This window comes from Streptomyces sp. NPDC047869, assembly GCF_040704065.1.
Classification (GTDB): domain Bacteria; phylum Actinomycetota; class Actinomycetes; order Streptomycetales; family Streptomycetaceae; genus Streptomyces.
The window spans coordinates 305,025-331,937 of record NZ_JBEYRK010000005.1 but is presented as its reverse complement, the minus strand read 5'-3'; the positions used below and the strand labels follow the sequence as shown (position 1 = coordinate 331,937).

At 63.4% G+C, this 26,913-nt stretch carries 17 protein-coding genes and 1 pseudogene; 10 read left to right on the top strand and 8 right to left on the bottom strand.

What is annotated here, in order from left to right; all coding sequences use genetic code 11:
- Positions 1-310: 310 nt before the first annotated feature.
- The 6 genes from AB0924_RS10035 to AB0924_RS10010 form a co-directional block, all read right to left on the bottom strand.
- Positions 311-1,867: an endonuclease NucS domain-containing protein gene (locus AB0924_RS10035; RefSeq protein WP_366911114.1), complete on the bottom strand. Its 1,557-nt coding sequence runs from the start codon at positions 1,865-1,867 to the stop codon at positions 311-313.
- A gap of 654 nt (positions 1,868-2,521) precedes the next feature.
- Positions 2,522-3,796 (bottom strand): HNH endonuclease signature motif containing protein, encoded by a 1,275-nt coding sequence (locus AB0924_RS10030; RefSeq protein ID WP_366911113.1) that lies wholly within the window; start codon positions 3,794-3,796, stop codon positions 2,522-2,524.
- A gap of 864 nt (positions 3,797-4,660) precedes the next feature.
- Complete coding sequence (locus AB0924_RS10025; protein WP_366911112.1) at positions 4,661-5,494, bottom strand: phosphoadenosine phosphosulfate reductase family protein; 834 nt, start codon at positions 5,492-5,494, stop codon at positions 4,661-4,663.
- A complete protein-coding gene (locus tag AB0924_RS10020) occupies positions 5,491-9,069 on the bottom strand; it encodes an ATP-binding protein (RefSeq protein ID WP_366911111.1) in 3,579 nt (1,192 codons plus the stop codon). The genes AB0924_RS10025 and AB0924_RS10020 overlap by 4 nt, the downstream gene beginning before the upstream one ends.
- A complete protein-coding gene (locus AB0924_RS10015; RefSeq protein WP_366911110.1) occupies positions 9,066-10,178 on the bottom strand; it encodes a DUF4007 family protein in 1,113 nt (370 codons plus the stop codon). Before AB0924_RS10015 ends, AB0924_RS10020 begins: the two co-directional genes overlap by 4 nt.
- 57 nt (positions 10,179-10,235) lie before the next feature.
- Complete coding sequence (locus tag AB0924_RS10010) at positions 10,236-11,411, bottom strand: cysteine desulfurase family protein (RefSeq protein WP_366911109.1); 1,176 nt, start codon at positions 11,409-11,411, stop codon at positions 10,236-10,238.
- A gap of 291 nt (positions 11,412-11,702) precedes the next feature.
- Here AB0924_RS10010 and AB0924_RS10005 point away from each other — a divergent pair, with 291 nt between their 5' ends.
- The 5 genes from AB0924_RS10005 to AB0924_RS09985 all read left to right on the top strand — a co-directional run bounded on the left by AB0924_RS10005 (position 11,703) and on the right by AB0924_RS09985 (position 17,986).
- The gene (locus tag AB0924_RS10005) at positions 11,703-13,496 is read left to right on the top strand and encodes a DEAD/DEAH box helicase family protein (RefSeq protein ID WP_366911108.1); all 1,794 of its coding nucleotides are present in this window, start codon (positions 11,703-11,705) and stop codon (positions 13,494-13,496) included.
- The gene (locus AB0924_RS10000; RefSeq protein ID WP_366911107.1) at positions 13,493-15,373 is read left to right on the top strand and encodes an ATP-binding protein; all 1,881 of its coding nucleotides are present in this window, start codon (positions 13,493-13,495) and stop codon (positions 15,371-15,373) included. Before AB0924_RS10005 ends, AB0924_RS10000 begins: the two co-directional genes overlap by 4 nt.
- Entirely contained in the window at positions 15,370-16,266 is an 897-nt protein-coding gene (locus tag AB0924_RS09995; RefSeq protein WP_366911106.1) for a phospholipase D family protein, read from the top strand. Before AB0924_RS10000 ends, AB0924_RS09995 begins: the two co-directional genes overlap by 4 nt.
- Positions 16,267-16,340: 74 nt before the next feature.
- Entirely contained in the window at positions 16,341-16,988 is a 648-nt protein-coding gene (locus tag AB0924_RS09990) for a hypothetical protein (protein WP_366911105.1), read from the top strand.
- Positions 16,989-17,191: 203 nt separating this feature from the next.
- The gene (locus AB0924_RS09985; RefSeq protein ID WP_366911124.1) at positions 17,192-17,986 is read left to right on the top strand and encodes a phosphoadenosine phosphosulfate reductase; all 795 of its coding nucleotides are present in this window, start codon (positions 17,192-17,194) and stop codon (positions 17,984-17,986) included.
- Positions 17,987-18,778: 792 nt separating this feature from the next.
- Here the strand turns inward: AB0924_RS09985 and AB0924_RS09980 are convergent.
- Positions 18,779-20,221, bottom strand: a complete 1,443-nt coding sequence (locus AB0924_RS09980) for a DNA phosphorothioation-associated putative methyltransferase (RefSeq protein WP_366911104.1) — start codon at positions 20,219-20,221, stop codon at positions 18,779-18,781.
- Positions 20,222-20,487: 266 nt separating this feature from the next.
- Here AB0924_RS09980 and AB0924_RS09975 point away from each other — a divergent pair, with 266 nt between their 5' ends.
- Positions 20,488-20,958 carry a hypothetical protein gene (locus AB0924_RS09975; protein ID WP_366911103.1) on the top strand — a complete coding sequence of 157 codons (471 nt, stop codon included), beginning with the start codon at positions 20,488-20,490 and terminating at the stop codon, positions 20,956-20,958.
- Here the strand turns inward: AB0924_RS09975 and AB0924_RS09970 are convergent.
- Positions 20,930-21,133: pseudogene (locus AB0924_RS09970) on the bottom strand (hypothetical protein); the annotation flags it as partial. The gene AB0924_RS09975 and the pseudogene AB0924_RS09970 sit on opposite strands and share 29 nt — an antisense overlap.
- A 348-nt stretch (positions 21,134-21,481) precedes the next feature.
- Here AB0924_RS09970 and AB0924_RS09965 point away from each other — a divergent pair.
- The 4 genes from AB0924_RS09965 to AB0924_RS09950 are packed head-to-tail and all read left to right on the top strand — an operon-like array spanning position 21,482 to position 26,538.
- Positions 21,482-23,587: a DEAD/DEAH box helicase family protein gene (locus tag AB0924_RS09965; RefSeq protein WP_366911102.1), complete on the top strand. Its 2,106-nt coding sequence runs from the start codon at positions 21,482-21,484 to the stop codon at positions 23,585-23,587.
- Entirely contained in the window at positions 23,571-23,828 is a 258-nt protein-coding gene (locus AB0924_RS09960; protein ID WP_366911101.1) for a hypothetical protein, read from the top strand. The genes AB0924_RS09965 and AB0924_RS09960 overlap by 17 nt, the downstream gene beginning before the upstream one ends.
- Complete coding sequence (locus AB0924_RS09955; protein ID WP_366911100.1) at positions 23,825-26,023, top strand: AAA family ATPase; 2,199 nt, start codon at positions 23,825-23,827, stop codon at positions 26,021-26,023. The genes AB0924_RS09960 and AB0924_RS09955 overlap by 4 nt, the downstream gene beginning before the upstream one ends.
- An 8-nt stretch (positions 26,024-26,031) precedes the next feature.
- Positions 26,032-26,538, top strand: a complete 507-nt coding sequence (locus AB0924_RS09950) for a hypothetical protein (RefSeq protein ID WP_366911099.1) — start codon at positions 26,032-26,034, stop codon at positions 26,536-26,538.
- The last annotated feature ends 375 nt before the right edge of the window (positions 26,539-26,913 follow it).

Below are 26,913 nucleotides of genomic sequence, written 5' to 3'. Positions count from 1 at the left end.
CACACGCCGCAACGACGCGCACAGAAAAGCCGATCACGGCCACTGTCAACCATCAGCTGGGACCGAAGTGTCAAGCATCTACCGGGACCGGACACATCCCAGACGACACCTGAGTAACAACTTTCTTCACGGGTTCAAGGCGGCTCGCTCCGCTCACCGCGCGCGGCCCGGCCCCCGGCCGGGCCTGCGCTCCTGCCTCCGTCCCGCTCCAGCCCGGCCGGCGCCCGTGCCGCGCTCAGAGCAATCAATTACCCCTGATATCAGCGAAGAGCTTCAACACTGAATCTCAAGTAGAGCGTCAGAGGTCTCGCTAACCACTCACTATCCATTGGTCGCCGCCGTCCACCGGAGTCATGCACTGGCGGAAGGACTCGACGACGGGCCCGAAGTCAACATGCTGCAGAAGCTCCTGAAGAGGCCGAACCCCCGGCCACGAGACCCCATCTGCGCCGCCCGGGATTCGCCGCAAATTGCCCTCCTCCACAATCAGTTGACTCGGAAGAGCGGAATCACCCGGAAGGAATTCAAACAAGGAGTATTTCAACCCAAGAGACCTCAACAGGTCCATATCCGTCTCGTAGGCTCCCACAAGCGCCCTTGCCATTCCCCAGTGAGTTACGGTGGGATAGGCAATATGAATGGCTTGCCACAAGTCGTTGATTGGCCTCCCGTCCCATGTCAGAAGGCCATGAATCAGCTTGCCCTCGTCTCCCGTGGCGTCAACAGCCCCAGAAATTTCGGGAACCAATGAGCGCAAATCTCCGCCAAAGCCATGAATGAGGGAGGTCAAGAAGTCGGCGGGATTATACACTTGCAAAACTACGTCAAGGCTCTTCCCTTGCTGTTCCACTTCGTCAAGCCATAGGCTCAACACCTGTGTCCAATCTGGGTTACCTTCAAGGACATAATCGATGCGCGCACGGAACCGCCCCCATGCGAGAGAATGAGAAGTGTTAGCGGACGACCGCAAGAGCACTTGATTCCAACCAGCAGCGTGCTGAGCCATTGCAGCCGCTTCGGAATCATCAATGAGATCACGCCACTCTTCAAAGCTTCCCGCGCGATATACGTGAGCGACCTCCAGTGAGTTTGTTTGCATGTATCGAGTTAGCTTCTCGGGGACTGTAACTTCAGCCTCTGGATGCTCAAACCCGGCAGCGCAAGCTGCACGATACTCAGCCGCATGCAATTCCGGCTCCTCAAGCCCTTCGTCCTCATCGGAATCCGGCAACCTGGGGTCATTAGCATCCGCCACACCAAGGGCTACATGGAGGATTCCCGTCTCATCATGAGGCCTCACAGCAAGGACACCAATTAGATCCTCGATCCCCACCTTCACCAATGACCTAGTAAGTGAATCCCATTTCTCGTCAGCATCAGATCGGTTTACGATGGGCATTCGGATTGCGGCTACAGAGAGATCCCTTTCGTTCGGCACTGGCAACGGCGTGACAGGCTCTACTGTCATAGAGGCAGGGAAATCTGACCCGACATCAATCTTCACCCCCGTAATGGGGTACACACTCGATCGACTTATCTCGCTAAACGGAACGATGAGCTCTTTCCAGTCGGTACTGGCAATCACCGCTCTGACTTGATCGACCCGCATCCCGCGCTCCCGTCGCAGGAGTTCACAGTATTTCAAAACTTCGTGAATTGCCTCCCGGGCGGTGTTGTCGGATTTTTTCACTTCGATCGGAACGAAGATGCCGTGACGATCGCGAGCGAGGATATCCACGAAGCCACGCGTACCGGCACTGTTCTGAAGGTGATAGTTCTCCTTAATCAGCCTCATTCCGGGCTCGATGGCTCCCAAGCGGTCGGCCAGAGCGTTCTGGATTGCCAACTCGGTCTGCTTAGTAGACACCGATAACCCTCCATAAGCGTTGATGATCTGAGGGTACTCGCCTTCCTCTGTGTTGTCCGCGTAACGGACGATTCAAGCGCACACCTCCCTGCTGGAATCCCGCTACCACTAGCCCTCTAGGGACAGGCCCAAGCTGAAATGATCACAGCGTCCACAGTTGAGGGATCTCGCGCCGTCGTCGCGGCCTGCTCTGGCCGACGACGCAAGTCGGTAGCGTGGCTAAGCGCAGTGGGGGTGCAGCGAGACATACGCGTGCGTCGTCGGTCGGCGCACCACCGTCGTGGGCTAACTGTCGTCGGCTGAGGTTCGTGCCACAACCGTGCCGGATGCAGAGGTCAGCCACAGTCAACACCGGTGCCACACGGTCGAGTAGCCGCTCGCTTCCTCGGTCGGCGAAGCCGCAGCTCGGCCCGCAGATCGCTCAGCCTCTCTCCTAAAGAGGTGCTCATCGCCCGCCCATGTATCCCTTTGCAGGCCCCTTGACCTGGCTCTGGTCCCCCAGGTGTCCCCCGGCAGAGGGCGGTACTCGGAACGCCGCAGGTCGTAGGCGGTGAATGGAGCCCGCCGTAAGGCTGCCAGGCGATGAACAGCGGGCGCAGGCGGGGCAGCCGTTCGACCGCACCGTGGTCGAACGGCTCGGACGGCACTTGGGGGTTAGAGAAGGGCCTCTGTGTGCAGTTGCCTTGCAGTAGCAGCGAGGAGACAACGAAGTTCCTCTTTGTTGACGCCGTAGGTCTTGAGCGCGTGGCAGTTGGGACACAGGGCGATCATGTTCCAGGGGACGTCAGGTCCGCCCCTGGCCAGATCTTGAACGTGGTCGACCTGCAAGATTGACTTGCCCGCTGTTGTGCGCTCTTTGGGATGGCCGTCGCACCGGGGACTCTCGCAGCTGTCTTTGCAGCGGCGCAGGACTGCTGCTCGTGCGCTGGGGTCGCGGACGAAGCGGTCGGCGAGTGACGATTTTTTCAGTTGTCCTCGGCGGTTGGCGTTGGCTTCCGCGTTCTGTGCCAGGCGCCGGTACGCGTCCCTATCGCTCTCTGAGGCGTCTTGTAGTTGGGGGTCCACGTCGCTTGGGCGGTAGGTGCCGGTGTCGTCATGCAGAGCGCCTGTATCAGCGTCCAATGCTTCCAATGCTTCAGCGGACCAGGTCTCGCGCTCCGGAGAGGGCACGGGGGCGAGAACCCAGAGGAACTCCCGTCGCCACTTCTTGTCTTTTCCGACCCCCCACCGCAACCGGCGTTGAACGATGACCGCCCAGCTCTCGAAGCTGAACGGTCCTTGGTACGGCTTGTGCCAGAAGCGGAGAGGGCGTCTCGCGATCTGGTATTCGGCCATCAGCTTGTTGCCATCGGTGATCTCCTGGTCGCCCGAGAGCCCGTCTCCCACGTAGGCGATCCAGTTCGTGTCCGGGATGCGGCTGTCGTCGTACGGCCCCTTCTCGTCCGAGAAGGCGCTCAGGATGCCATCAGCAAGGCAGCCGATCCTCGCCATCTTCTGGCTGCCGTAGGCGCGCAAGATGGCGTCGTGGTCCTTAAAGCTCTCGCCTGGTTTTGGGCTTAGTGCGTCGGCCCACCGGCCGGCGAGCAGTTCGTGCAGCCCGAAGTCCTTCAGCAGGTCGGGAGGAAGCGGATAGAAGTAGCGCAGGATGAGGCTGGCTGCGGTAGAGGCTGCTGTTTCAGGCTGCGATCGCAGCCGAGCGTAGTCGTTTTCACGGAGACCGCCGACGGGGTTGACCTGGTCCAAAGACTCCGGAGTGGGGCGTCGCTTGCGGCTGGTGAGGATGAGGTCCTCTGCACGGCCCAAGATCCACAAGTCATCGTGCTTGAGTGCCCAAAATGGGTATCGCGCGCCGTCCGCGCCGTTATCGACCTGGGCGTATTTCTCCAAGAGCGGGGCCAGGGCGTCGCGCGTCGCCGACCATGATTGCATGCGTGGGGCGCCGGCCACAGCCTGTCCGATTGCCCATAGGAGAAGCACGGGCCGGTGCAACGCTGTGCCAGCCGCGCGACGTGCTGGCCGCATGTCTCCCACACGTCGGTAAAACGTTTTGGGCGTATCCACGACAATGAAACCCTCGTCTAAGCCATGTCACCGCGTACTTGAGGCCACTGCTGAGCTTTGGGGATGCGGGCTTGAGCGCTAAGCAAGAAGTCGTACAGGTGGGCAACGCCGACTATGGTTCTGGAGCCGTGCTGCCGCCCCTCGTAAACGAGTAGGTACATTGCTGCCGCGCCGTAGCCGTAGGCAGCACGAAACGAAACGCCTCGGGTCCGAGCCGGTCGTACTCTTCAATCGCTCGGAGAATCCCCGCGCCCGTGATCCCAGATGAGGCCATGAGCGATCCGTGAATCAAGACACTGACCATGCGACAGGTTAGCCTCGCCTCGCCGGGGTGTGTAGGCCTGGTGCACACTGGCCCGCACGCCCCTGGAAAGAGGGACTTGCTGGTGCGGGGATGGTGTCGCTCAGTTGCGGGTCGGACAGCTTGCACCTTGGGGAAGACGGTGACAGATGCGCGGTCGGCGCGGGCCGAATCGTGCGGGCGGCTGGAGCGGTCGTGCAGGCGTCGTCCACGACACACCGGACCAGACGCGGCCTGCCAGTCGGGGTCAGCGGGGCATTACGGTGGGAGAACAAGGGCCTCCCGGAGTCCGGTCGTAGATGTCCAATCCACACCAAACCGAGAGGCCCTCAGCCCCATTCAAGGACCGCTTAAAGCGTGTCGACCGTCACCAACGTCCCCGAACAGCACACCTAGCGGGTTACTAAGGCCACCGTGCGTGCAGCGAGGCATCAGAGGTGGCAGACGGAGCAGCCAGCCTCGTCGTCGTCGGAGTCGAGTGCGTCTGAGAGGACTTCCAGGAGTGGACGGTTGGGCTTGATGCGCTTAGCGGCGCGATCCAGGGCCGCCTGGTGCTTGGCCTCGATCTCCTCCTTGCGCTCTATGAGCTCTGGGAGGGATTCGCCTTGCGACCAGGTGTAGTTGCGGCCCTTCATTGCGGTGTGCCGATAGCGGACCTTCTCCTCGTACTCCACGGCACGGTCGAACAGGTCCGGATGGCGTTCCTTGAGCCCGACCCACTCATGCTTGCGCTGGAAGAAGCAGAAGTAGCAGCCGGAGCGTGTGCGCCACTCGTAGTAGTCAGGTAGGCCGATGCCGGCCTCGTCGAGGATGCGCGTGACGCCGTCCTTGTCGATGCCGTCCTCACGGAAGGGGAAGACGGCATCGATGTTCGGCTTCGTGCTGACGTAGCCGAGGCGGTTCTCGTCGGCGCGGATAGCGACGTAGGAGATGACCTTGTCGTCGCCGACCCAGTCTTCCAGGGGCTTGATCTTGAGGTTCTTCGTGCACCAGCGCATCTGGGGGCTGGGCAGGGTGCCCTGGTAGACCTCCATCCAGTGGTCGAAGTCCCGGTCGGCGTTCAGCCGCACGATGGACTTGCCGAGGGCGGCCTCCAGGCGGTTTAGGTACTCGTAGGTCTCGGGCAACTCGGCACCCGTGTCGCAGAAGAAGTACTCCATCTCCGGGACTCGATTGCGCATGTAGACGGCGAGCGCTGAGGAGTCCTTGCCGCCGGAGATACCGAGCACGTGCCGGACTTTCTGGGTGTCGGCTCCTTCGGTCATCCCTGTGCCTTCCTTCCACTCGCTGCTGTTGCGGCATCAGTTACGCGCTGGGCGAGGGCCGCGAGCAGGATCCTTGCTCCGTCCGGTCCGAGAGCCTTCTCGGCCTGCTTCAAGACGTCGGCGGCGAGGCTGTTAGCCTCGCTGCGGGCCTGTTCCGGCACGTAGATCAGGGTGCGTTGTTCCACGCCGGCGCTGTCGGTCAAGGTCAACAACTGTGCGTCGAGTTTCTCTTCCCTTCCGCGGACCTCGTTCCCGGCGTGGTGCAGGTGTCCGACGCGGTCGAGGGCGGCGGCCATTGACCGGGCCTTCTGTGGGAAGACCTTGGCCTCGTGGTCGTCCCAGTCGCCGAGGGCGGAGTTGGTCAGGCGTACGACGATGGGTTCGAGCCAATCGTCGTCCTCAAGGTCGTCGCTGAGGACAAAGTCGACGAAGCCGCGCAGTTCCGGGGTCAGTACCGCGTCGGCGAAGCCGCGCAGCCGGGCTGCGAGTTGTGCGCGCAGCTCGGGCAGTTCCGCTGGCAGGCGGAACTCCTTGGCGAGAACGTGCACGACCTGGGCGCGCAGTTTGCTGTCGATAGCGACGAGTTCGTCCGCCGCCGCGGCGAGCCGTTCGACGTAGGCGTTCGCTGCTTCCGCGTTGGTGCGGGTGCGGGCCGGGATCTCGGGCAGGCCGAGGGCCTTCGGCAGTGCGTGGAAGACCAGGTCGTCGGGGTCCAGGGCCCGGGTGATCGTGGTCCGCACGGTGCGGGCGTCGGCGGAAATGTTCCTGGTGGTGCGGGCGTACTTGTGCAGGTCGGCCACGCGCATGATCAGGGCGCTGGCCACGGAGAGGAGGTCGGGGTTGCGCAGGGCCTTGGAGCGCGGTGCCTCCACGCCGAGCGAGACCATGAGCTTCTTGATGATGCTGCCACGCTGGCCGTCTCCGGCCGGCGTGTACTTCACCGAGAAACGTGCCGGGCCCTTGACGAGGCGCTCAACGACGTCGATGGTCAGCCGGGGTAGGTAGGTGCCTTCCTCGAACAGGCCGACGTCGTGGCGGCGAATGATCAGGGCCGGGATCAGGAAGACTGGGACCACGCCGGCCTTAAGCCCGAAGGGCGGGCTCATCAGGACGCGGATGACCTCTTCCACGCTGACCCGCTCGGTGGCCCCGGACAGTGCCTCGTTGAGGGCGTTCCAGGCGGGCTGGGCGTGCTCATGGCCCTCGCCGGGCGGGGAGAAGCCGTACGGGAGCAGGCTCTCTTGCTGACTCTCGGCCTGTGTCTCCCCGTTCTCGCGGTGCAGGCCGAGGTAGGCGAGGACACCGTGGTAGATGGCTCGTTCTGCCCTGTACCCGGGGAGGCCGAGGTTTTCCTCGCCCGAGGCGGAGAGCATGGCCGTCAGCAGTATTCCGCGGGCCTGGGCGGCCTGGCTGGTCAGGACGTGGCGGCCGAGCATCTCGTTGCGGATGTGCGGGGTGTGCGGGTACACCGATTCACAGGCGAGGGAGACCAGGCCGCTCAAGCTGCGGGCCGTCAGGCCGGAGGCGGCGGGTTCTTCGCCAGGGGCAATCCCGGTGTGCCACAGACTCCAGGACGCTTGGGAGGACGGCGGGTAGAAGGCGTCCTGCAGCAGCTCCAGCATTTCGGCCTCGGCCTGCACTAGCCGCTCGATGACTTCCCGCCGGGCGACGTGGTCGATGTCCTGCTGGTTGCTGAGCTCCTTGAGCGCGACGAGATAGGTGGCCGTGGTCAGCACCACGTCGGCGTCGGCGGTAGTGCCGACGAGTACCGGCAGGGGTGAGTGGACGGTGGGCCGGTCGGCATCGGTGCCGAGGTGGAAGACGACGAGGCCGTCGGCAGGCTCCCTCAGCTCGTCCGGGGCAGCGACGCTCTTGGTCTCCGGGCCGCTGACCGCTGTGTAGAACACGCGCATCATGCCGGTGATCTGGCTGTGGCGGCTGGCCACGAATGCCTGGGGGATGAGGCTGCTGAGCCGGTCGATGACCGCGGCGTCGTCGAAGTGGCTGATGATCTCCTTGAGCCGACCGTCGATGTCAACGTCCGTGCCCTGCCAGACCCGGTACTCGCCGCTGAACTCACGATGGACTACGAAGCCCCGGCTCACGAGGGCGGCGAGCCGCTCTTCGAGTGCCGTGAAGGCGTCGGGGTCAGCGACGTCGGTGGGGTCGTGGAGGGCAAAGTGGATCATCGGCGCGGTGGCGCTGAGGGCCCCATCGGAGTCGATCAGGTTGAGGACGCCGATGGTCTTCAATACGTCCTGGTCTGCATCGGGGAGGCCGTTGGCGTCCCGGATGCGTGAGTCGACCTCGATCCACCGGCTTGCGTTGGCGGAGGCGAGCAGGGTCGTGCGCCCGGAGTTGAGGAAGTAGTCGTACAGCTGCGGCAACCGCACCGTGCTGGCGTGCTCCGCCTTCTCGTTGCTGTACTGGGCCAGCGAGTGGCGGATGGTGTTGGGCTCCCCGCTGTTGAGGAAGCCCGAAAGGCTGCGGTCGTGCTGGCCGATCTGGGCGGCAAGGATCGGCGCAGCCAGGGCGGTGATGGGGTGCAGCGGGTAAAGGTCGGCAAAGTGGTCGGGGCCGAGTTCGGCGAGAACGCCGAGACCGTGCTGGGTCCAGAGGTTCGCGGATGCCTCGGCGGAGGCGTTGATCAGGGCCTGCCCCGCAGAGTTGACGACCGAGCGGTCGAGGCGGCGGCGCAGCAGGTGCAGGGAGTCGCCGTGGTGGGGAACGAAGGTGATGTCTTCGAAGCGTCCCTGGATCTTGGCCCATTCGCGAGTCTTTAGTTCGCTGGAACGTGAGGCGTAGTCCATGAACGACAGGTGCTGCAAGGTCATCAGGTAGACGGGCAGCCCGTTGGGGCCAGCCGCCTTCTCTGCGAGTTCCTGCAGCAGGAAAAGGTCGTGCTGGGCGTCGGCGAACTCGTTGTGGCCGGCCAGGTGTTCCAGCGTCTTGCCGAACTCGTCGATGACGAGGAGCAGAGGCTGCTGCCCGTCCGCCGTCAGAGCCGTGACAGCGCCGAGAACTTCCTTGGCCCCGGCCCGGTCCGGGTCGGCGCACGCCTCCAGGGCGGTGGCGACGGCCTTCGGGACGCGCTTGCCCCAGCGTCGCGCCGCCGCTGTGTGCAGGGCGCGGGAGAGGGTGGCGACGACGGATTCGCGGCGTGCGGTGGCCACGCCGCCGAGGAATCCCTCAGGAGCGATGGCATCGCGGGCTGCGGCAAGGCGCTGAGCGAGGGCGGGGCTGGCCTCTTCGAGGATGCACTCGGCCTCGCTGCGCCGTTTGACATCCCGCCCCAGCAGAGCGTCGATGATGTTGGAGAGGGTTGACTTGCCGGAGCCGTAGGGGCCGGTGAACGACCAGGCGCGGGTGCGGCGTTGGTCCGCCAGTGCACTCGCGATGCGTTCCAGGACGTCGACGGCCCGGGCGCCGACATAGGGGTCGTGCAGCGCGTCCTCGACGTCGCGCTCGAGGTTGGTCGAACGCATCTGGGAGCCGACGAGTTCGATGCCAGCGGGGAACTCCGGGGCGGAGCTCGCCGGGCTGCTCGGGGTCCGCGTGGGGGTTGCGGTGGTCACGCGGTCTCCTTGGCAAAGAGTGTGTCGGTGGTGTCGTCCGTGTCAGTGGCGTCCGTAGCCTTCATCGCGAGTTCCTTCTGCTCGGCATCGGCGAGCTTAGGGAACTTGGCGGCCCATTCCTCACGGGTGGGGAAGCCGGGGCGGCGGGTGACGAAGTCGTACTGCTCGTCGAGTACTTCCCAAGCCAGCTCGAAGGGGTCGGCCGTGAAGGCGAGGCTGCGCTGCCCCACGGCCTCGGTGAGGTTGAGCTGCGGGTGGTCCGCGGCGACCTTCTGCAGGGCGATGACGATCTCGTTCTCCCGGACGCGGAAGGCGCGCCCCGGGGAGCCCGGCTCGTTGGCGAGGCGGGCCACGGAGATCGAGTTGGCCTGACGGGAGAACTTGGCGGCGTAGTCGAGGCAGGCATAGGCCAGGACCCGGGCGGGCAGCGAGGTGCGGTGCCCGCTGGTGAACTGCCACTCGGCATTTCCGCGCGTCCCGACAAAGGTGAGCAGGTCAAGGTCGCGGAAGGGGCAGGCAAGCAGGTCCTCGTAGCTGCCCGGCGAGCCCGCCTTCTCTGGGGCGCTACGCGCGTACATCTTGGTGAGGCACTCGATGTCCTTGACGATCGACGCCTCCTCCGGGCTTTTGTCGTAGGAGAAGTTCACATGCCGGGTGACCACCTGCGTCATGTCGGCGACCGTGAACCGGGAGAATGGCGCGAGGTGGAAGGCCGTGTACCAGGCCGGCGCGTGGCTCTTAGCCCCGGGACGGTACGACACCAGCCACCAGTGCAGCAGCCACAGGCTGCCGTTCTCCTCCAGATACGGGTCCGCTCCGTCCTCATCGAGGAGCCAGCGTGCCTCCCAGGTGGGATAGGAGAACTTGGCCTGTGTGCCCTTCGTGGGCGAGTGCTCACGGGTCAGCTTGAACGCCCGCGACCAGTAGCGCATGGCGTTGACCATGTTCTTGCCCACACCGAACCGCACGGGGGCATCAGCCGCGAGGAACGCACCCTGATCCCGTTTGACCTGCATGTATGCCTTGTGCAGCCAGCCGAAGCGGGGCGCGAACGTTTCGTGTCGCGCGAAGGCAAAAAGGGCGGCTTCCCCAAGCCGGCTGTCTGACATCCGGGACCTCTCTGTGTCCAATGCGATTGCTCTAACGAGGTGGTAACGGGGTAACGGTCAGTGGAGACCGTCGGCTTCGGCCATCGCGGCGCGAACCTGCGTCACGGCGCGTTTGACGGCCTGCGCGGCGTGCTCGATCTCGGCATCCGTGGTGGCGTAGCCCAGCGAGAAGCGGATCGTGCTGTCGGCGTCCGCTCGAGACAGCCCCATCGCCAGGAGCACGTGGCTCGGGGTCGGAGCGCCGGACGCGCACGCGCTGCCCTCCGAGGCAGCGACGTCGGGCATGGCTGCCAGGACCGCGTCCGCAGGCACCCCCGGGAAAGTAATGCTCATCACGCCGGGCAGGCGCTGATCGCGACGGCCGTTGATACGGCAGTCGGGCAGGGCGCCGGCGACCAGGCACTCAAGGCGGTCACGCATGGCTGTGACCCGCTCGGCCTCCTCGCCGAGGCCGCGCGCCGCGGCCGCGGCCGCTGCTCCCATGCCGATGATCCCTGCCACGTTCAGCGTGCCCGCGCGCCAGCCCCGCTCCTGTCCACCGCCCACGAGGAGCGGCCTGTGCGGGAGGGGGGACCCACGCCGCACATACAGGGCACCAACTCCCTGCGGTCCGCCGAACTTGTGGGCCGACAGAGACAAAAGGTCGACGTCGAGTTCAGCGACGTCCGCGGGGAGGCGGCCGATGAGCTGCGTGGCGTCTGTGTGGACGAGTGCACCGGCTTCACGGGCCGCCTTGGCCACGATGCGGAGATCGGTGAGGACACCGGTCTCGTTGTTCGCCGCCATCAGGGAGACCACTCCCCCACGACGCGCGGCAAAGACCTGTGCCAGGGCGTCCAGATCCACCAGGCCGTCGCCGCCGACCGGTAGGAGCACAAGATCCTCGGGGCTCCCGGCGGTGACCGCGCGGGCTGTCTCCAGCACAGCCGGATGCTCAACAGGGCTTGTGACCAGAGGGCTTCCCGCGGTGAACGCGGCCCGCAGGGCCAAATTGTTCGCTTCTGTCGCCCCAGAGGTGAAGATGATCTCGCCGGGCGAGCAATCGAGGAGGTCGGCTAGCTGCCGGCGGGCGACGTCGACTCGATGAGCCGCCTGCCGTCCGGGGTGGTGCATGCTTGAGGCGTTGCCGACTGATTGCATGGCCTCGACGACGGCTGCGAGGGCCTCAGGCCGGATCGGAGCGGTGGCATTGTAGTCAAAATAGGACGCATCAGGCCTATTCGGCTCACTCATCGTCTGCCACCCCGTCTCGCTCGTGTCGCACACCAATGTACTGCTGGTGGAAACCTCGCCCCGCATCCGGGGTTCCACCAGGAGCTCGCCGTGATCCTAGCCGCGAGCCTAGATCCACTCTTTGAATCACTCGCACGCGTGGTGTCTCAAGCCATTTACCGAATGAATGTTCTATATTCCGCGCCTCACGCGCAAGCCGCATGCTGAAAGATCTGTCTCACGGCCGGGAAGTCGGGCAGTTGTCTGGGCAATTGCCGTCCCCGACTGGGCTTTTAGTCTGATGGTGTTCCTGTGGCCAGTGGTCCCGTTTACTGTGGTCCGCACGCTGCAACGCCGCAGTATCTGCACGTTGAAGCGCTGCTTGGTGTGCGGCGAGCTGGGGGAGGAACTTCACGATGGTGGTCGGTCCTGTGCGAGCGGCTCACGGCTTGCCGTCAGCCGCATCGGTCGGGTGAGGCTGTGACGACGTGGTCACCGGGAATGCCCTTCGAGGCAGTCCTGGCAAACGCCCCCATGGACTACATCCGCCGGCACCTCGGCAAGGAGCTGTGCGGCCTCCTCGACCTCATCGAAGGAGGCGCGGCGGGTGATGAGCGGTTGCGAGCCGTCGCCGCGATCGCGATCGACGCCGAGCTCCTGGTCGCGGACGAGGATGAGCGCGCCGTACTGCTCGCCCTCGTTCCCGGGCCCAAGCAGGCGGAACTGGCGCAACGGCTCGGGGCGCTGGACGAGGGGCAGCCGCTGGAGTGCCTACAGGCGCTGAAGTGGACGCCTGACGAGCGCAGGGAACTTCTGGAGTTCTTCGGCTTCACGGTCGAGCGCGCACAGCCCCAACTGCCCTCCCTCAAGCGGGAGACGACACCCGACTACGCCCTGTTCCCCCATCAGCTCCGCGCGGCGCGCCGGGTCAAGGAGCTGCTGTACGACGGCCCCCGCAGGGCCGTGCTCCACCTGCCGACGGGCGTGGGCAAGACGCGAACCGGCATGAGCATGATCTGCGACCACCTGCGACAGCACGGGCCCGCCCTGGTGGTGTGGCTGGCCCACGGGCAGGAGTTGCTGGAGCAGGCCGCGGCCGAGTTCGAGCGCGCCTGGAGCAAGGTCGGCGACCGTCCCCTGCCGGTCCTCCGCGTGTGGGGCAGCGCTTCCCCGGACCTTGCGGACGTAACCGACGGACTGGTCGTCCTTGGGCTGGAGAAGGCGGTCTCAACCGCCAAGTCGGACCCGCAGTTCCTGCGCACCCTGGCCGCCCGCACCACTCTGACGGTGTTCGACGAGGCACATCAGATCATCGCCCCCACGTTTCAGGGCGTAGTGGACGACCTGACAGTACGTCACGACTCCGGTCTGCTGGGCCTCACCGCGACCCCGGGCCGCACCTGGGCGGACATCGCCAAGGACGAAGAACTCGCCGACTTCTTCTCTCGTCAGAAGGTCATGCTGGAGATCGAGGGCTACACGAATCCCGTGACAGCCCTTATCGACCAGGGCTACCTGGCCAAACCGATCATGCGCACGGTGGCCGCGGAAGCCGGCATGCACCTGTCGGCCCGGGATCAGCAGAGCCTGGCGCGAGCGTTCGAGATCCCGGACAGCATCATCGCCGAGCTCGCGAAGGACGAGCAGTGGAACCTCAAGGTCGTCCAGACAATCATGGAGCTGCTTGAGAAGCAGCACCGCCGCATCCTCGTGTTCGCGGCATCGGTGCAGCACTGCCGACTCATCGCCTCCGTGCTGTCCGCGGCTAGCCTCGACGCGGTATGCGTGACCGGCGAGTCCTCGCCGCGGCACCGAAGCGACGCCATCCGTCGGTTCAAGAGCGCGGCGCGGCGCCCGATGATCCTGTGCAACTTCGGAGTCCTGACCACGGGCTTCGACGCGCCGGCAGCAAGCGCCGCCGTCATCGCCCGGCCGACCAAGTCCCTCGTGCTCTATAGCCAGATGGTCGGCCGGGTCATCCGCGGCCCCAAGGCCGGCGGAACCGAAACCTGCGAGATCGTCACCGTCGTCGACCCGGAGCTCCCCGGGTTCGGCGACGTCGCCGAAGCATTCACCAACTGGGAAGATGTATGGGAGACAGCGTGACCGGCGAAGGAAACAACTACCGGATCGTCAGCCCTTCGCTGACCGTCAAGGCCATGCGCGACAGCGGCTACAAGAACACCGCCTACGCGCTCGCCGAGTTGATCGACAACAGCATTGACGCGGAAGCCACGCTGGTACAGGTCTTCGCCTGCGAGAGCCCTATCGAGGGTGCCGCCCAGACCAGGTACCGGGTCGACAAGATCGCCGTCCTCGACGACGGCAAGGGCATGGACAGCCAACTCCTGCGCCGCGCCCTGAAATACGGAGACGGTCTCGGCGACGACCGCAGCCGAATCGGCCGCTTCGGCATGGGCTTGCCCAACTCCAGCATGTCCCAGTGCACCAAGGTCGAGGTCTGGTCGTGGAAGAACGGCGCTGCGAACGCTCTGTACACCTACCTTGACCTGGACGAGATCACCAAGGGCCAGGACGAGGTTCCCGACCCCGTACCGCGCCGTGTGCCGGAGTATTGGGACGACCTGAGCGAGGTGCCTCTGGGCACCAGCGGCACCCTCGTCGTCTGGACGAACCTGGACCGCGTCAAGTGGCACAGTGCTGGCGCCACCCTGCGTAACACCGCCGAATTGATCGGCCGTGTGTACCGGCACTACTTGAACGATGGCTCTGTGGACATCAAGATGGCGCCCGTTCGCGACGGGAAGGTCCTCGAAGGAAACAACGGCGCCTACTACGCCGAACCCAATGATCCTCTGTACCTCATGGCGAAGACCGGAACGCCCGCGCCGTTCAGCAGCACCCCCATGTTCGAGCCTTTCCCCATGGGCAACGAGGCGGAGCCCGGGGTCTACCGCTATCCCATCACGGTCGATGGCACACAGCACACCGTAACGGTGCGCGCCTCCATCGCCCGGCCTGAAGCCCGCCGTTCCGATGTCTCCGGCCATCCGTGGCCCGACGATGCCAACCCGAACCGGGACGCTGGTGCCCAGAAGTGGGGGCAGCACGCTCGTCGGAACATCGGCGTCTCGCTCGTCCGAAAGGGGCGCGAACTCGACCTCGATACCTCGTGGGCAATCGGTTACGACCCCGTGGAGCGGTGGTGGGGCGTCGAGGTGGACTTCCCACCCGAGCTCGACGAGGTGTTCGGCGTCACCAATAACAAGCAGACGGCCGTCGTGTTCTCGTCACTCGCCGACTTCGACTGGTCGGCTGAGCAGGACCCCGACGAGACGCCCAAGCAGTTCAAGGACCGTTTGCGGGAACTCGGCGACCCCCGGCTGCCGCTGATCGACCTCGCCCAGTACCTCAAGGGTCTCCTGGGCAAGATGCGCAAGAAGCTGAAGCAGCAGACGCTGGGCGGCCGGAAGGGCAAGAAGCGGTACGACCAGGACGTCACCTCCAAGGCCACGGACGCCGTCAAGCGCCGGCAGGAGGACGGGTACACCGGTACGACCGACCTCCTCGCAGAGGAGGCGACGGAAGCCCACAAACGCCAGGAGCAGCTGACCGCGCTGACCGAGAGACACCATGTCGACGAGGACACCGCCCAGACCCTGGTCGACGAGGCCCTGGAGAACGACTGGCGCGTCCGCTGGATCTCCAGCCCCCAGGACTCATCCGCCTTCTTCAACATCGACCTGCTTGCCGGCATGCTCCAGGTGTCCTTCAACACGGAACACCCGCTGCACAGCAAGCTGATGGCGGTTCTTGAGGACGTGCCGGAGGACGCCAACGACGCAGAGCTCCGCCAGCGGCTCGCCCGTGCGACGGAGACCTTCAAGCTGCTCATCTTCTCTTGGGCGCGGATGGAGGACGAGATCCCCAACAAGAAGGCTCGCCGGGTCATCGCGGATGCCCGAAGCGACTGGGGCCGGTACGCCCGTGACTTCATCGAGGACGGGAGCGAAGAGGAGTGACGCAGCCGGACCATGTCTGGCAGCAGATCGCGGACCTGATGGAAGACGCGGCCGAGGAGGTGGTCATCATCGCCCCCTTCATCAAGAAGGCGATCTTCGAGGAGACCATCGCGGCGGTGCCGTCCTCCGTCCAGAAGATCACGTGTGTCACGCGCTGGACCCCGGCGGAGGTAGCCGCCGGGGTCTCGGACCCGGAGATCGTCGAAGCTGCCCAGAGCGACGAACGCATATCCTTTGCCTTGTGTCCGTCCCTCCACGCCAAGCTCTACCGTGCCGACGGCCGCTGTCTGGTCGGCTCTGCCAACCTGACCGGCAAAGCCACTGGACGCGTACCGAACGCCAACGTGGAACTTCTGCTGGAGGTGCCGATCGACCACCCCGAAGTACAGCGCGTCCTCGGCCAGATCAACACCCGCTCGACCATCGCCACGCCCCACGCGGCAGCCCTCGTACGGCAGCAGGCAGAACTCCTGAGAAGCGAGCGCGTCACTCCGCCGTCTGAGGACGAAGCAGCCCCGTATTGGTTCCCGGAGACAAGGAGACCGGCGAACGTCTACGCCCTTTACAGCGGGCGACAAAGATTCACTTCACTGGTCGAAGCCGGCATCGTGCGAGACCTGGCGATGCTCGATGTTCCTGCCGGCCTCCCGGAAGACGCATTCAACAGCGAGGTCGAGGCGCGCCTGCATGCGATCCCGGAACTCGGTCAGTTGACCGCAGAACAGCGTCTCAGCAACATCGAGCTCCAGCGGGCCATTGCCGAGCGGACAGGAGATACAGACGAGCAGGCGCGCAGAACGACCGAGACGCTCGCGGCCTGGCTCCAGCACTTCGGCCGGTACTACACCGAAGTGGGCTCGTGGGAGCTGCGGCCCGGCATAGAGCACGCCTAAGATCACAGCCACGGCGTAGCCTGCCAGCACATCGCCGACGAACACGAGCACAGGGTGATGGGGAAGGCCGTCTCATGGCAGAGGTACGCGTCCCGTGGCTCCTCGGGCACGCCGAGATTGCCTTCCTCTTCCACGTGGAGCGGCAGACATCCCAAAGATGGCGGACCGAGGGCACGCTCGGCGAGCCCGATCTGATCGCATCGGGCAACCCGTACTGGCTGCTGAACACGATCATGCGTCTCGACGGCAAAGGCGACCGCAAAGTCGACCGAGAACGGCTAGCGACGTACAAGGCTGGTATCCCTCTCGGCTACGACATAGAGGACAAGGAGCACCTCCCGGTCGTCGTCGGTATTCAGGAGACAGCGCGCGTGCTCGGCCAAGACGCGCAGGCGATTTCTCGGTGGCGAAACCGGCACAAGATCGTCGAGGCTGACCTGTTCGTCTCCGGTTCTCCGCTCTGGCTTCTTGAGACGATTCTGGACGACGCGCGACAGCGGCAGCGAGCCATCGTGGCCTCCGAAGTCGCCGTGCTCCGTGCAGGACAGCGCGCTCCTCAGAAGCCCCGTGGTCGAAGGCTGAGCGCCCCCGAGACCCGCCCGCCTCGACGGTCACCGCCTGCCGCACGCACCTTCAGCAGCGCTGACCACGGCGCCGCATCTGAGTTTCTGGCGACCGTCCTGGCTCAGGGGTATTCAGTCACCATCAAGCCCGGGCCGTAGCCCACCGTTCAAAACCGGCCCCCGCCCACTCACGTCCTGTGTGGACTCTGCGTCCACCATGATGAGAGTAACACTTGCCTCCATCGCTGCACATCCATAATGTCTCTCACATGTCAGCCTTACAGCAGGCCTACAGAGATCATCACGACGATCCCCAGACCTCCTCTCCCCAAGTCGCGTCCAGCGAGCCCACTCCCTCTCCCATGAAGGTCGTTTCCTACGGAGGCGGAGTCCAGAGCACAGCGCTCCTGGTACTGGCCGCTCGCAGAGAGATCGACTTCCGCACCTTCCTGTTCGCCAACGTCGGGGACGACAGCGAGCATCCGGCGACCCTCGCGTACGTCCGTGAGATCGCCATCCCGTACGCCGTGCGTGCGGGGGTGGATATCCACGAGGTCAAGCGACGCCGACGCGACGGGGCCAGCGAAACGCTCATGCAGCGGCTGAACCGGCCAGACACCCGGTCGATCCCCATCCCAGTCCGCATGGCAAACGGCGCTCCTGGCCGCCGCAACTGCACGGCGGATTTCAAGATCAAGGTGGTCGGGCGATGGCTTAGGCAGCACGGCGCCACTACGGAGGAGCCGGCGGCGGTCGGCATCGGTATATCGCTCGACGAGATTCATCGCGCCAACCGCCGGCGGCGGGAAGCTCATGAGGTGATCGAGTACCCCCTGCTCGATCTCCGGCTACGCAGAGACGACTGCGAGCGGATCATCATCGAGGCTGACCTGCCGGTGCCGCCCAAGAGTTCCTGCTTTTTCTGCCCCTTCCGTACCGTGGACGCCTGGTGCCATCAACGTAGGCACGAGCCCGAGTTGTTCGCCCAATCGGTTCGGCTGGAAGAGACGATCAACCAACGCCGGGCCGCACTCGGACGGGATGCCGTGTTTCTCACGAGGTACGGCGTCCCTCTCACTCAGGCCATTCCCGCGGAGAGCCATGAGGAAGGAGACGAGGACGAGGGGGCGTGTGACTCCGGCTGGTGCATGACCTGACGTTCATCGCGCAGGTCACGATGGGCGGGGCTTGGAAGCCGTAGCTTCCGGCCCGCCCATCGTTCCTCCACCAGGACACCCAAGTGGCCGCCGCAGGCTAATGGGTGTGGAGCGGTCAGAGCTCGGGGGGCTCGCCGGGCTTCAGATGAAAGACAGCCAGGTAATCGCTGTAGGGCATTTCCTCGTCCACCCAGCGGCCACCGCTGGCGCAGTCTGAAAGCGACTTGCCGTCGATAAGGTACTTGTCGTCGAAACGGCGACGCGGTTCTCGTTCACTGCCGCCGCCATCAGCAGCTGAATGCCTAGTAGCACCGTAGAGCCTTCCTTGGCGGCGCAGAGGTCAGCGTGCCTAGCGGCGAGGATCTTCGCATCTGCGTCGGCGACCGGATCGGGGATGCCCGCACGGCCCTGCACTGCCTTCTCATGCAAGTTAATGGCCTGAATAACTCCTGCCGCGATCGACGCTCTGGCGCTCGCTGCGCGGAATGGGTTGTGCGGGCAGAGGTGCTCAGCGACCTCGCGTGCGTGCAACGGCCGTGCTTCGGCGTGGTGTTGCAGCTGCTGCTCAGCCGCCTCGATGGCCCGTCCAGGGCCCGCGGCGTCAGGGCGTAGCCAGTCGGACGAATCCTTCGAGCGCTGCCCGCACTTAGCCGAGACGGGACCTGGTGTAGCTGCCACCCCTCCATCATCTCCGTCCAGACGGCGTCGTGCCTTCGATACGGGTGGTCGTCATGAGCGGACCATCTCACAGGCCACTGCCAATCACACCGCAACTGAGAGCCAGGACCACGCTCACTCGCTGGTGGTCCGCCGTACGAGCCGATGGCCTCGCAACTCGCGTTCACAACGCACGAGTTCTCGTTCCCAGCCCTCCTCCGTGCCGATTAGGTGTGGACTCTCGTACAAGCCGGCCCGCACCTCGGCCTCGGTAAGCCGCCGGTACTTGGGGACCTCGGGATCACCCTCGGCAAGGAACTCGTGTTTCCGGTGCAGGAGGGGACGGTTGGTGGAGTCCGCGTACGAGGTGAAGGAGGACTTGAGGGTCTTCAGGTCGACAGCGTACGAGGCCGCAATGCGCGGGTGGGGATCCGTGTCGAACTCGGGATAGTCGAGCCAGCTGACGCCGCGGCCCTGGTGGCGGAGCTTGACGACGGACCACTCGCCAGGACGGCCGGCAGCGATGCTCGCGCATTGCTCGTACAGGCGCAGCACGGTGGGGATCCGGTGGAGGGCGCGACGGTGAACGTACAGGGCGGTCGCGGTGAACTTGCCGGCGGTCGATCCGTTCATCGCTCGGCGGATGTATGCGTCGTCGCGCAACTTGAACAGCAGGCGATCCGCTCGCTGGCACGCCTCGCTGTACGAGGGGAAGAAGGCACGGATGTCCAGTTGAACCGGCAGGGGCAGACTGCTTACTGGACCTCGGCCGTGAAATAGCTCCAACGCGAGGAACAGCAGCGTGTCGAGGGCTCCGCGCTCGGCACTTCGTTCTACCTTCACGGGGTCGGCTTCGTGCTCGGCAAGGCGCTTGAGTTCAACGGAGCGCAGGTGGCCGAGGAGACTGATGATGGGCTGCGGCATTTCCTCAAGCTGAGGCATCCTGCCGCGCTGTTCGAGATGTGCGACGACCGAGGTGATCGCCGAGGCGGTGTCCTCGGACGCCAACCATCCCCCGTCAGGGGTGACCTGGCGCGCTAGGTAACTCAGGCGGGCCGCATCGTCTTTGAAGGCATAGACAATGCCGGGCGCCGCCGACACGCATCGGACGCCGGTGGCTTCCTCAACGTAGTCGCGAAGCTCGCCGGCGGCGTAAAGGTGCTGGAAGGTGCGGCGCTGAGTGAGGACGCCGTCGCCGTAATCCGTGCCTTTGATCTGGCTGCGCTCCCACCTCAGCCGTGCGGACACCACGAGCACCGATTTGGCGAGGTCCCATGCCCGTAGGAGCGTCTCGCGTCGTTCGGCGGGATCCTCAATTACGTTCAAGACATAGGTGAGAAAGACCACCTCGGCCGGCTCACGCCGACCGTCCGGGAGGTGCACCGGGTCCCACCCTGCGGCATCAAGGCCGAGGTGCTGCAGTGCACGAACATCGCCGCCACGTCCACACCCGTAGTCCAGTACCCCCGTGTCGCGTTCCAGTTGGAGGTCGCCGACGGCGCGACGGGCCGGTAGGGAGAGGCCGACACGGCCGATGGCGGTCTGATGCCTCTGGCTGCTCCAGAGCTGCTGTGTCATCGGCGTCCCCTGATTCCACGGACAGGCCAGCATGCGACAGCACCGAACCTTACGTGATGCCCGATCCGGTGACCCGGCTTACGCGGATCCGCACCTCCCCAAAACGCTACGGAACCGGCTGGACGATATGTGAGACAACCTGGCTTAAGACACCATCCGCTTTCCGAACGTGATCGTTTAATTTGCGCTGGATAGGCATGAACTTTGGCTGCCGGCGGGAGAGATGGGGGTGGTTCGTCTACTCGTCTCGCTTGTGGAGGTGGCTGGTGCCGTCGGTGCTCGGTCTGCTGGAGGCCCGGGAGAAGAAGGTCCGACAAGAGGTGGCACGGCTGCGGGAGGAGGCCGAGCGGGTGGAAGCTGCCCTCGGTGAGGCGGAACGGGCACTTCAGCGTCTGGCGGATGCCCGTGTGACGGTGGCCGAGGTGCTGGCCCAGCTGCCCGTCGCGGTCGCGGAGCCGGCGGTGAGTGCGGTGGCGGGGTCGGTGGTGCCCACACGGACCGAGGGCATGACAGCGACGGTCCTGCCTCCGGACTACCAGCGGATCATGTCCGTGCTGGAGTCGGATGCGGCCTGGGAGGGCATGCGGTGCCAGCAACTGGCCGTGCCCCCGGTCCTTCAGGCGGTTCCGGCGAAGGTCGAGGGGCTGCGGTCGAAGACGAAACGCCTGGTGGAACGGGGGTCAGCGCTTCAGGTGCGGCCGGGGGTGTTCACCCCGCTCGGGACGCCGGCCGGCTGAAGCCGCCCGGTCGGCATCCGGCCAGGCGGCGGCTCATGAGCGTGGTCATGGACCACAGCACCATGGCCTCGTGCATGCCGGGCAGTGTCTCGTAGTCCCGCACCAGTCGACGCGAGCGCATCAGCCAGCTGAGCGTTCTCTCCACCACCCACCTGCGTGGCAGCACCGATCCCCGCACCCAACTCGCAACTGAGCGTAAGAGGGGCGCCTGAAGGCCCACCAGGGCCCGAACCGACCAAAGATGCACGAACGCTCCGTCGCAGGTGATCACTGGGTCTAAGGTATTCAGCGCAGCACCACGAGACTCTCGGTAGGTGGGGACGTAGCAGACGTATGTCGCCAAGGGGGTAGAGGTCACGCAATGGATATTTCGAGCAGCTATGGGTTGCGAGGTCGGGGAGCTCTCAGTAGGTGACGACACCGCACATCAACGCCGTCCCATCACTCGTGGCTACGCCAGGAGCACCTGCGGGGCGTGGCCAGAGTGCGCCCCCCGCATAGGTACTGCAGGAAGAGGCGCCCCATGCTCCGCGATGAACCCACGCTGCGGCCACAACTGTATCGGCTCCCTACCGAACCCCTGGCGGCCGACGTTCTTGTCCCCGCTTTTCGACAGGCTACTTCAGTCCGGGGGGCATTCGGATGGTTCACCGCAGGATGGATACACAACCTTGCCCCGGGTCTGGCGCAATTTCTCGCGCGAGACGACGTGCAGCCGATCGAGTTCACAATCGCCCCTGCACTTTTCCCGAGTGAGCGAGGCGCGGTCGAGCGTGCTGTGGCCTCGCCTAAAGAGGTTGTGCGACGAGTCGAAGAAGAGATCCTGCTCGCGTCCCGACCCGATGCGGGTGCCTTGGCGAACCACGCAATCGACTGCTTGGCGTGGATGGTCGCTACAAATCGCCTCTTCCTGTCGATTGCTATCCCTGTCCCCGGCGCGAACTATCACCCAAAGGTGTGGCTGTTCTCCGATGGGCATGACAGCGTGGCTGTGCGCGGTTCGGCCAATGCAACCGGCCGAGCCTACGGAGCCGCAATCGAGCACATGGATGTTGACTGCACATGGGTCAGCGCTAGCCGCGTGCGAGCGTCAGAGTCAATGGTCAACGACTGGGCAGCAGGACACGACCCTGTCCTCGAACGCACGGTGCCACTCCCTGTCGCACTTCGAGAACACCTCTTGCGTCTGGCGCCCTCAGCCCCTCCCAACGAGGCCGACTACCGGCGGGCCGCACGTCTGGCGGAGCCGACCGTGACGCGCCCAATAGCTCGACGGATCTTTACTATCCCTCCTGAACTACAGTGGCGTTCAGGCCGGTACAGCCACCAGGCCCAGGCTGTTGATGCATGGGAAACAGCTGGACGTCGAGGGGTCCTGGCTATGGCAACAGGTGCTGGAAAGACGATTACAGCGCTGATCTCTGCTTACCGCGCCTGGCAAGAACATGATGGTCCATTCCTGCTGCTTATCGCGGCCCCCACAACAGCACTCGTACTGCAGTGGAATTCAGAGTGCGAGCGATTCGGGCTCAGCCCGATGAACCCGGGTCCTGGAACGAATGCCGGCCGTGACACGATCGGCAACGTGCTGCATCGCCTTCGATCTCCACGAACGGGTGCACTTGAGTGCCTGGTCGTCACAAATGACGCACTGACCAGAAAATCATTCCTGGAAACACTAAGGCACGCACGTGACATCATCCCCGGTCTCACTATCATGCTTGTGGGCGATGAAGTCCACAGCCTCGGTACACCGTCGTTTCTTAACATGGTGCCCGACTTCATTGAACTGCGCCTCGGACTGTCTGCAACTCCGGTACGCCAGTACGATGAGGACGGTACTGGCGAACTCCTCAGTTATTTCGGGGAAACGGTCTATGAGTTTGGACTTGATCGAGCTATCGGTTTCTGCCTCGTTCCCTACGACTATTTCTTCGATGTTGTCCACCTAGACGACACCGAACTCGAGTCCTTCCGACAGCTTTCCGAACGAATTTCACGACGAGTGGCCATAGCAGGGGGCTTTGACGCGCGAGACACAGCACTGAGAACGTGGCTTATTCGAAGGCGCGAGATCCTTGAAAACGCTCAAGCAAAAACTGCTCACCTGGCAGAAGTGATCAACCGAACGCCGCTACTACGCCATCTGCTCATCTACACCACGTCCAAAAATCCTGAGCAGATGGAAGCTGCAGCACAGCTACTCGATAGTCGGGGAATCGCGTTCTCGCGTGTCACCCAAACCGAGTCGAGTAATAAAAAGCGACTCGCCGGCATCTTGGCTGCGTTTGCTAAAGGGGACATTGAGGTCCTGATCGCGAAGAGAGTGCTTGACGAAGGCGTAGACATTCCCGAAGCGAGGGAAGCGATCTTGCTCTCATCCTCAACTGTCGAGCGTGAGTGGATACAACGACGCGGCCGCATTCTTCGTCAAGCTCCGGGAAAGACACACGCCACGATTCGAGATGTGTTGGCCCTACCCCCGCCATCCAATATAAACTACGAAGACTCCGTTCTCGCGGCCATTAGCCGCGAGCTAGATCGAGTCCGCGCATTCGGCCGATACGCCCGTAATGCTCAGGACGTTCTGGCAGCTATCCAGGAGATCCATCATGCCTACTTCGGCTAATCATGATGAGGGTACGTCAAATGTCGAGCGGATTAGCTCGGAGGTCCATACTGCGGCACAGGAGGTGGTCGAAAAGTTTCCGGGCTATGGTGAACTTTTGGCCAAAGCTGCCATCGAATGCTTTGTACTCACAGCCGAGCATATTGAACAAAGGATCAACATCAATCAGAAGTACGACCAGGTAATAACCACCCTGGCACGGGAAATTGGCCGGCACACGACGAATGGGGCAAGTCGATGATCCGCTTTCTCAGCTTGGTCGTACACAACTTTTCCCTGTACCCGGATACCCAGCTTACATTTTCGACGGACGTGGCGCGTCCCCTGACGGTCATTCGTGGCGAGAACGAGTGCGGCAAGACAACCCTCATGCGTGCCTTCCTCTGGGTTCTCTACGGCGAAGAAGGTTTGCCGGCCGTTCCCAACGTGATGCACCCGATACGACCCGTATGGGCCGAAGATGAGCCGATTAGCACTCGAGTCGAGCTTCGGTTTGAGGCGAGAGGTAGTCGTAGAGCACTCAGCAACTACAAACTGGTACGCGAAGCAACTACTGAAGTAGTTGGAGGCCAGGTCGAGTATCGCGACGAAAAGACAACGCTGATACTCAAACAAGCGGACGGAAACTGGGGGGCCGCAGACAATCAGCTCCTCGAGCTCTTGATGCACAAGTATTTTCGTCCCGAGCTGCGCGACTTCTTCTTCATTGATGCGGACAAAGCCGTGCGCTTCGTTGGTGGTCCCGAGGGCGAGCATGATGACAGTCTGATGCGTCGTAGCACAACTCAGGCAATTTATAACTTGCTAGGGGTGGACTCTCTACGTAGATCCATAGATCGACTCGAACAGCGACGATCAGACTTTCTTCGCCAAGCAGGAAGAACTTCTCACGACGTCAACCAACAACAACTGGCTAGCGAATTGGAGGAACAGGAAGAGAAGAAAAATCAAGCTGATACTAACTACGCAAGGTTGCAGGCCCAGTTGACAGCTGCTCAAGATGACCTGCGTAATGCCAAACGACGTCTCGAAAGTGACGTCACCCGAATGACGTCTCTGACCGAGGTAACCACTCGTATCTCAGATGTTAAAGATACCCTGGCTAACGCACGCGAGCGCCGGGCTGAGGTGATCAGCCGCCTTAGTAACTTGATCGAGCAGGATGAGCGTGTAGCTGCTTCCCTGATGCTGCCGGCGATCGAGTCCGTAGTGGACACGCTTGACCCCCTGTATCGAGACGGCAAGATTCCTCCGGCTGAGCTAACCCTTTTGCCTCGCCTACTGCGCGACAGAACGTGCGTCTGCGGTATCCGTTTTGACGAGCATCCAGAGCGAGAGCACGAGGTCGAACGGCGGTACCGAGAATCTGAGCGCCTTGACCAGAACGCACATTTCCTAGGCCACACTCTCGAGGCTGCACGCCAGCTTGGCAATTCTGCCCTCGGGCGGAGTGCTCGTGCGTGGGAAGCTGAGGTTACAGATTGCCAGAATCAACTGGCCGAACTCGATGAGGTTACTAACGGCCTCGATGCCAAACTAGAAGCGCTCGACGCGCAGCGCGAGGCTATTGGCGCGATGAGCGAACCCGTCTATAGAGAGCGCCGGAGCCACGTGGCTGCGCTCGAGCACATTCGCGACCAGTTGTCGGACGACTGCCGGATTGCTGAGGCAAAATTTAACCAGCTCACAAGCGACGTGCGCAGCCTTAGGGAGCGTCTACGGACCGCACAGACTGGAGAACAGCGTTCAAAGGGGCTTCGTGATGCTGCCGACGCCGCTGATGACCTTCGAAAAGTACTTGAAGTAGCACTCCAGGCGATCGAGTCACGGCAGGTGCTCGAGCTGTCCAGCGTCATGAATGACATCTTCCGTAAGGTAATCGGAGCAACCTCCGAGAGCAACTTCAGCGAAGTCGGAGTGCGCGTTGTTCCAGGCTCGACAGGTCCAAGCATCGAGTACGAACCATATGCGCGCGATAGGCAAAAGGAAAAGCCGCTAGCCCTAGCTAACGGAGCATCCCGACGTGCCTTGGCAGTCTCTTTCGTACTGGCCCTGGCGGAAACCACTGGAAGCAGTGTTCCGTTCGTCGCTGACTCATTGTTGCATGCTTTCTCTGGTGGCGTCCTTCGCCGAATGGTTGGCTATCTTGTTGACGGTCAGCGCGTTGGGCAGCCAATCCTCTTTGGGCATACGCATGACCTCCTAGACGAGGAGATTCGCCAGGCGCTCATCAACGCGGCAGGATCTACTTACACCGTGACCAACGAATCGCATGTAGGTGGGGATGTAGTGCGTGCAGCTCCGCAGCGCATCCACTCGCGACAGACAGTAGTTTGCGGGTGCGGAATCAATGAGTACTGCGATGTCTGTGAACACACTAGCTATGCTTCAGATTCACGCTTCACACGTCGCACAGACAGCTCTGTCTACTGCTAGGAGTAGTCGTGGCTATTTTGACATTCACCGGATCCCAGCATCGACTTCTCCTTCCCGACGATATTAAAGAACGCGCAATGGCCTGGGTTCGGCATCAGGCTACAAACAGACACCGAACAGCGGATCAGGCACCGTTCAGACGGTTGATCGACTTCTGGTTTACTGCCATCATCTGGGCTGTACGGCACGAGATACAACCCGCCGATCAGGCGACTGGCAAGCTCTTCGTGAACCTAGGTCCAAACACCAATGACGTCAGAAGCTTCGAAAGTTGGCGGGCCGACCTGTTGGTTATCTTGGCAGTGCACACCTTCGGGGCGGATTCTCCTGATGTGTCGAACACCCGGAAAGTAATCGACCTAGCAAACCGCTACGCCGAGGCTGGTGCCTCACTGCTCCTCGAACGTCTGGAACGGGACATGGATCTCGCGCTGCCACGTCTCTACAAGGTAGCCGATGTACTTACTGAATTGGTTGCCGAGGGAACGGAAAAGCGTTCTGATCAGACATTCTGATGGTCTGGGTCGACTCGCTATCAAGGCACCCTAAACGGTCGCGCTCCCGTAATTGGACTCTCAGCTCTTGTACGCGTGGAGCTTGCGGGCCGTGGATGCATCACCTGCACCCGCCGAAGTCGGCCGACGACCTTCCCAGCACTTAGCTCGGCCATCTCCAGGCGGTACTCCTCGGGCATGCTTCGAATGGCTGCAACGGCCGTTGAGTCGCTGCCGGCGTGTCGCTCGGCATGCTCCGGGCAGGGCGGCCAACGGCGGGCCTGCCCGCAGGTATACAGAAGCTCTGCTCAGCCTATGGCCTGCTCCGACTGTGCCAACCGCAGCAAGTCGAGGGACAGACGCTCCAGGAGCTGCCGCCCCGTCCCAACCAGCTCA

Coding starts and splice junctions, on each gene's coding strand:
- AB0924_RS09960 (WP_366911101.1), top strand. CDS start 23,571: ATGCCTACTTCGGCTAATCATGATGAGGGTACGTCAAATGTCGAGCGG.
- AB0924_RS10010 (WP_366911109.1), bottom strand. CDS start 11,411: ATGAGTGAGCCGAATAGGCCTGATGCGTCCTATTTTGACTACAATGCC.
- AB0924_RS09965 (WP_366911102.1), top strand. CDS start 21,482: ATGCTCCGCGATGAACCCACGCTGCGGCCACAACTGTATCGGCTCCCT.
- AB0924_RS10030 (WP_366911113.1), bottom strand. CDS start 3,796: ATGCAATCATGGTCGGCGACGCGCGACGCCCTGGCCCCGCTCTTGGAG.
- AB0924_RS09980 (WP_366911104.1), bottom strand. CDS start 20,221: ATGACACAGCAGCTCTGGAGCAGCCAGAGGCATCAGACCGCCATCGGC.
- AB0924_RS09990 (WP_366911105.1), top strand. CDS start 16,341: ATGGCAGAGGTACGCGTCCCGTGGCTCCTCGGGCACGCCGAGATTGCC.
- AB0924_RS10025 (WP_366911112.1), bottom strand. CDS start 5,494: ATGACCGAAGGAGCCGACACCCAGAAAGTCCGGCACGTGCTCGGTATC.
- AB0924_RS09955 (WP_366911100.1), top strand. CDS start 23,825: ATGATCCGCTTTCTCAGCTTGGTCGTACACAACTTTTCCCTGTACCCG.
- AB0924_RS09985 (WP_366911124.1), top strand. CDS start 17,192: ATGAAGGTCGTTTCCTACGGAGGCGGAGTCCAGAGCACAGCGCTCCTG.
- AB0924_RS10015 (WP_366911110.1), bottom strand. CDS start 10,178: ATGTCAGACAGCCGGCTTGGGGAAGCCGCCCTTTTTGCCTTCGCGCGA.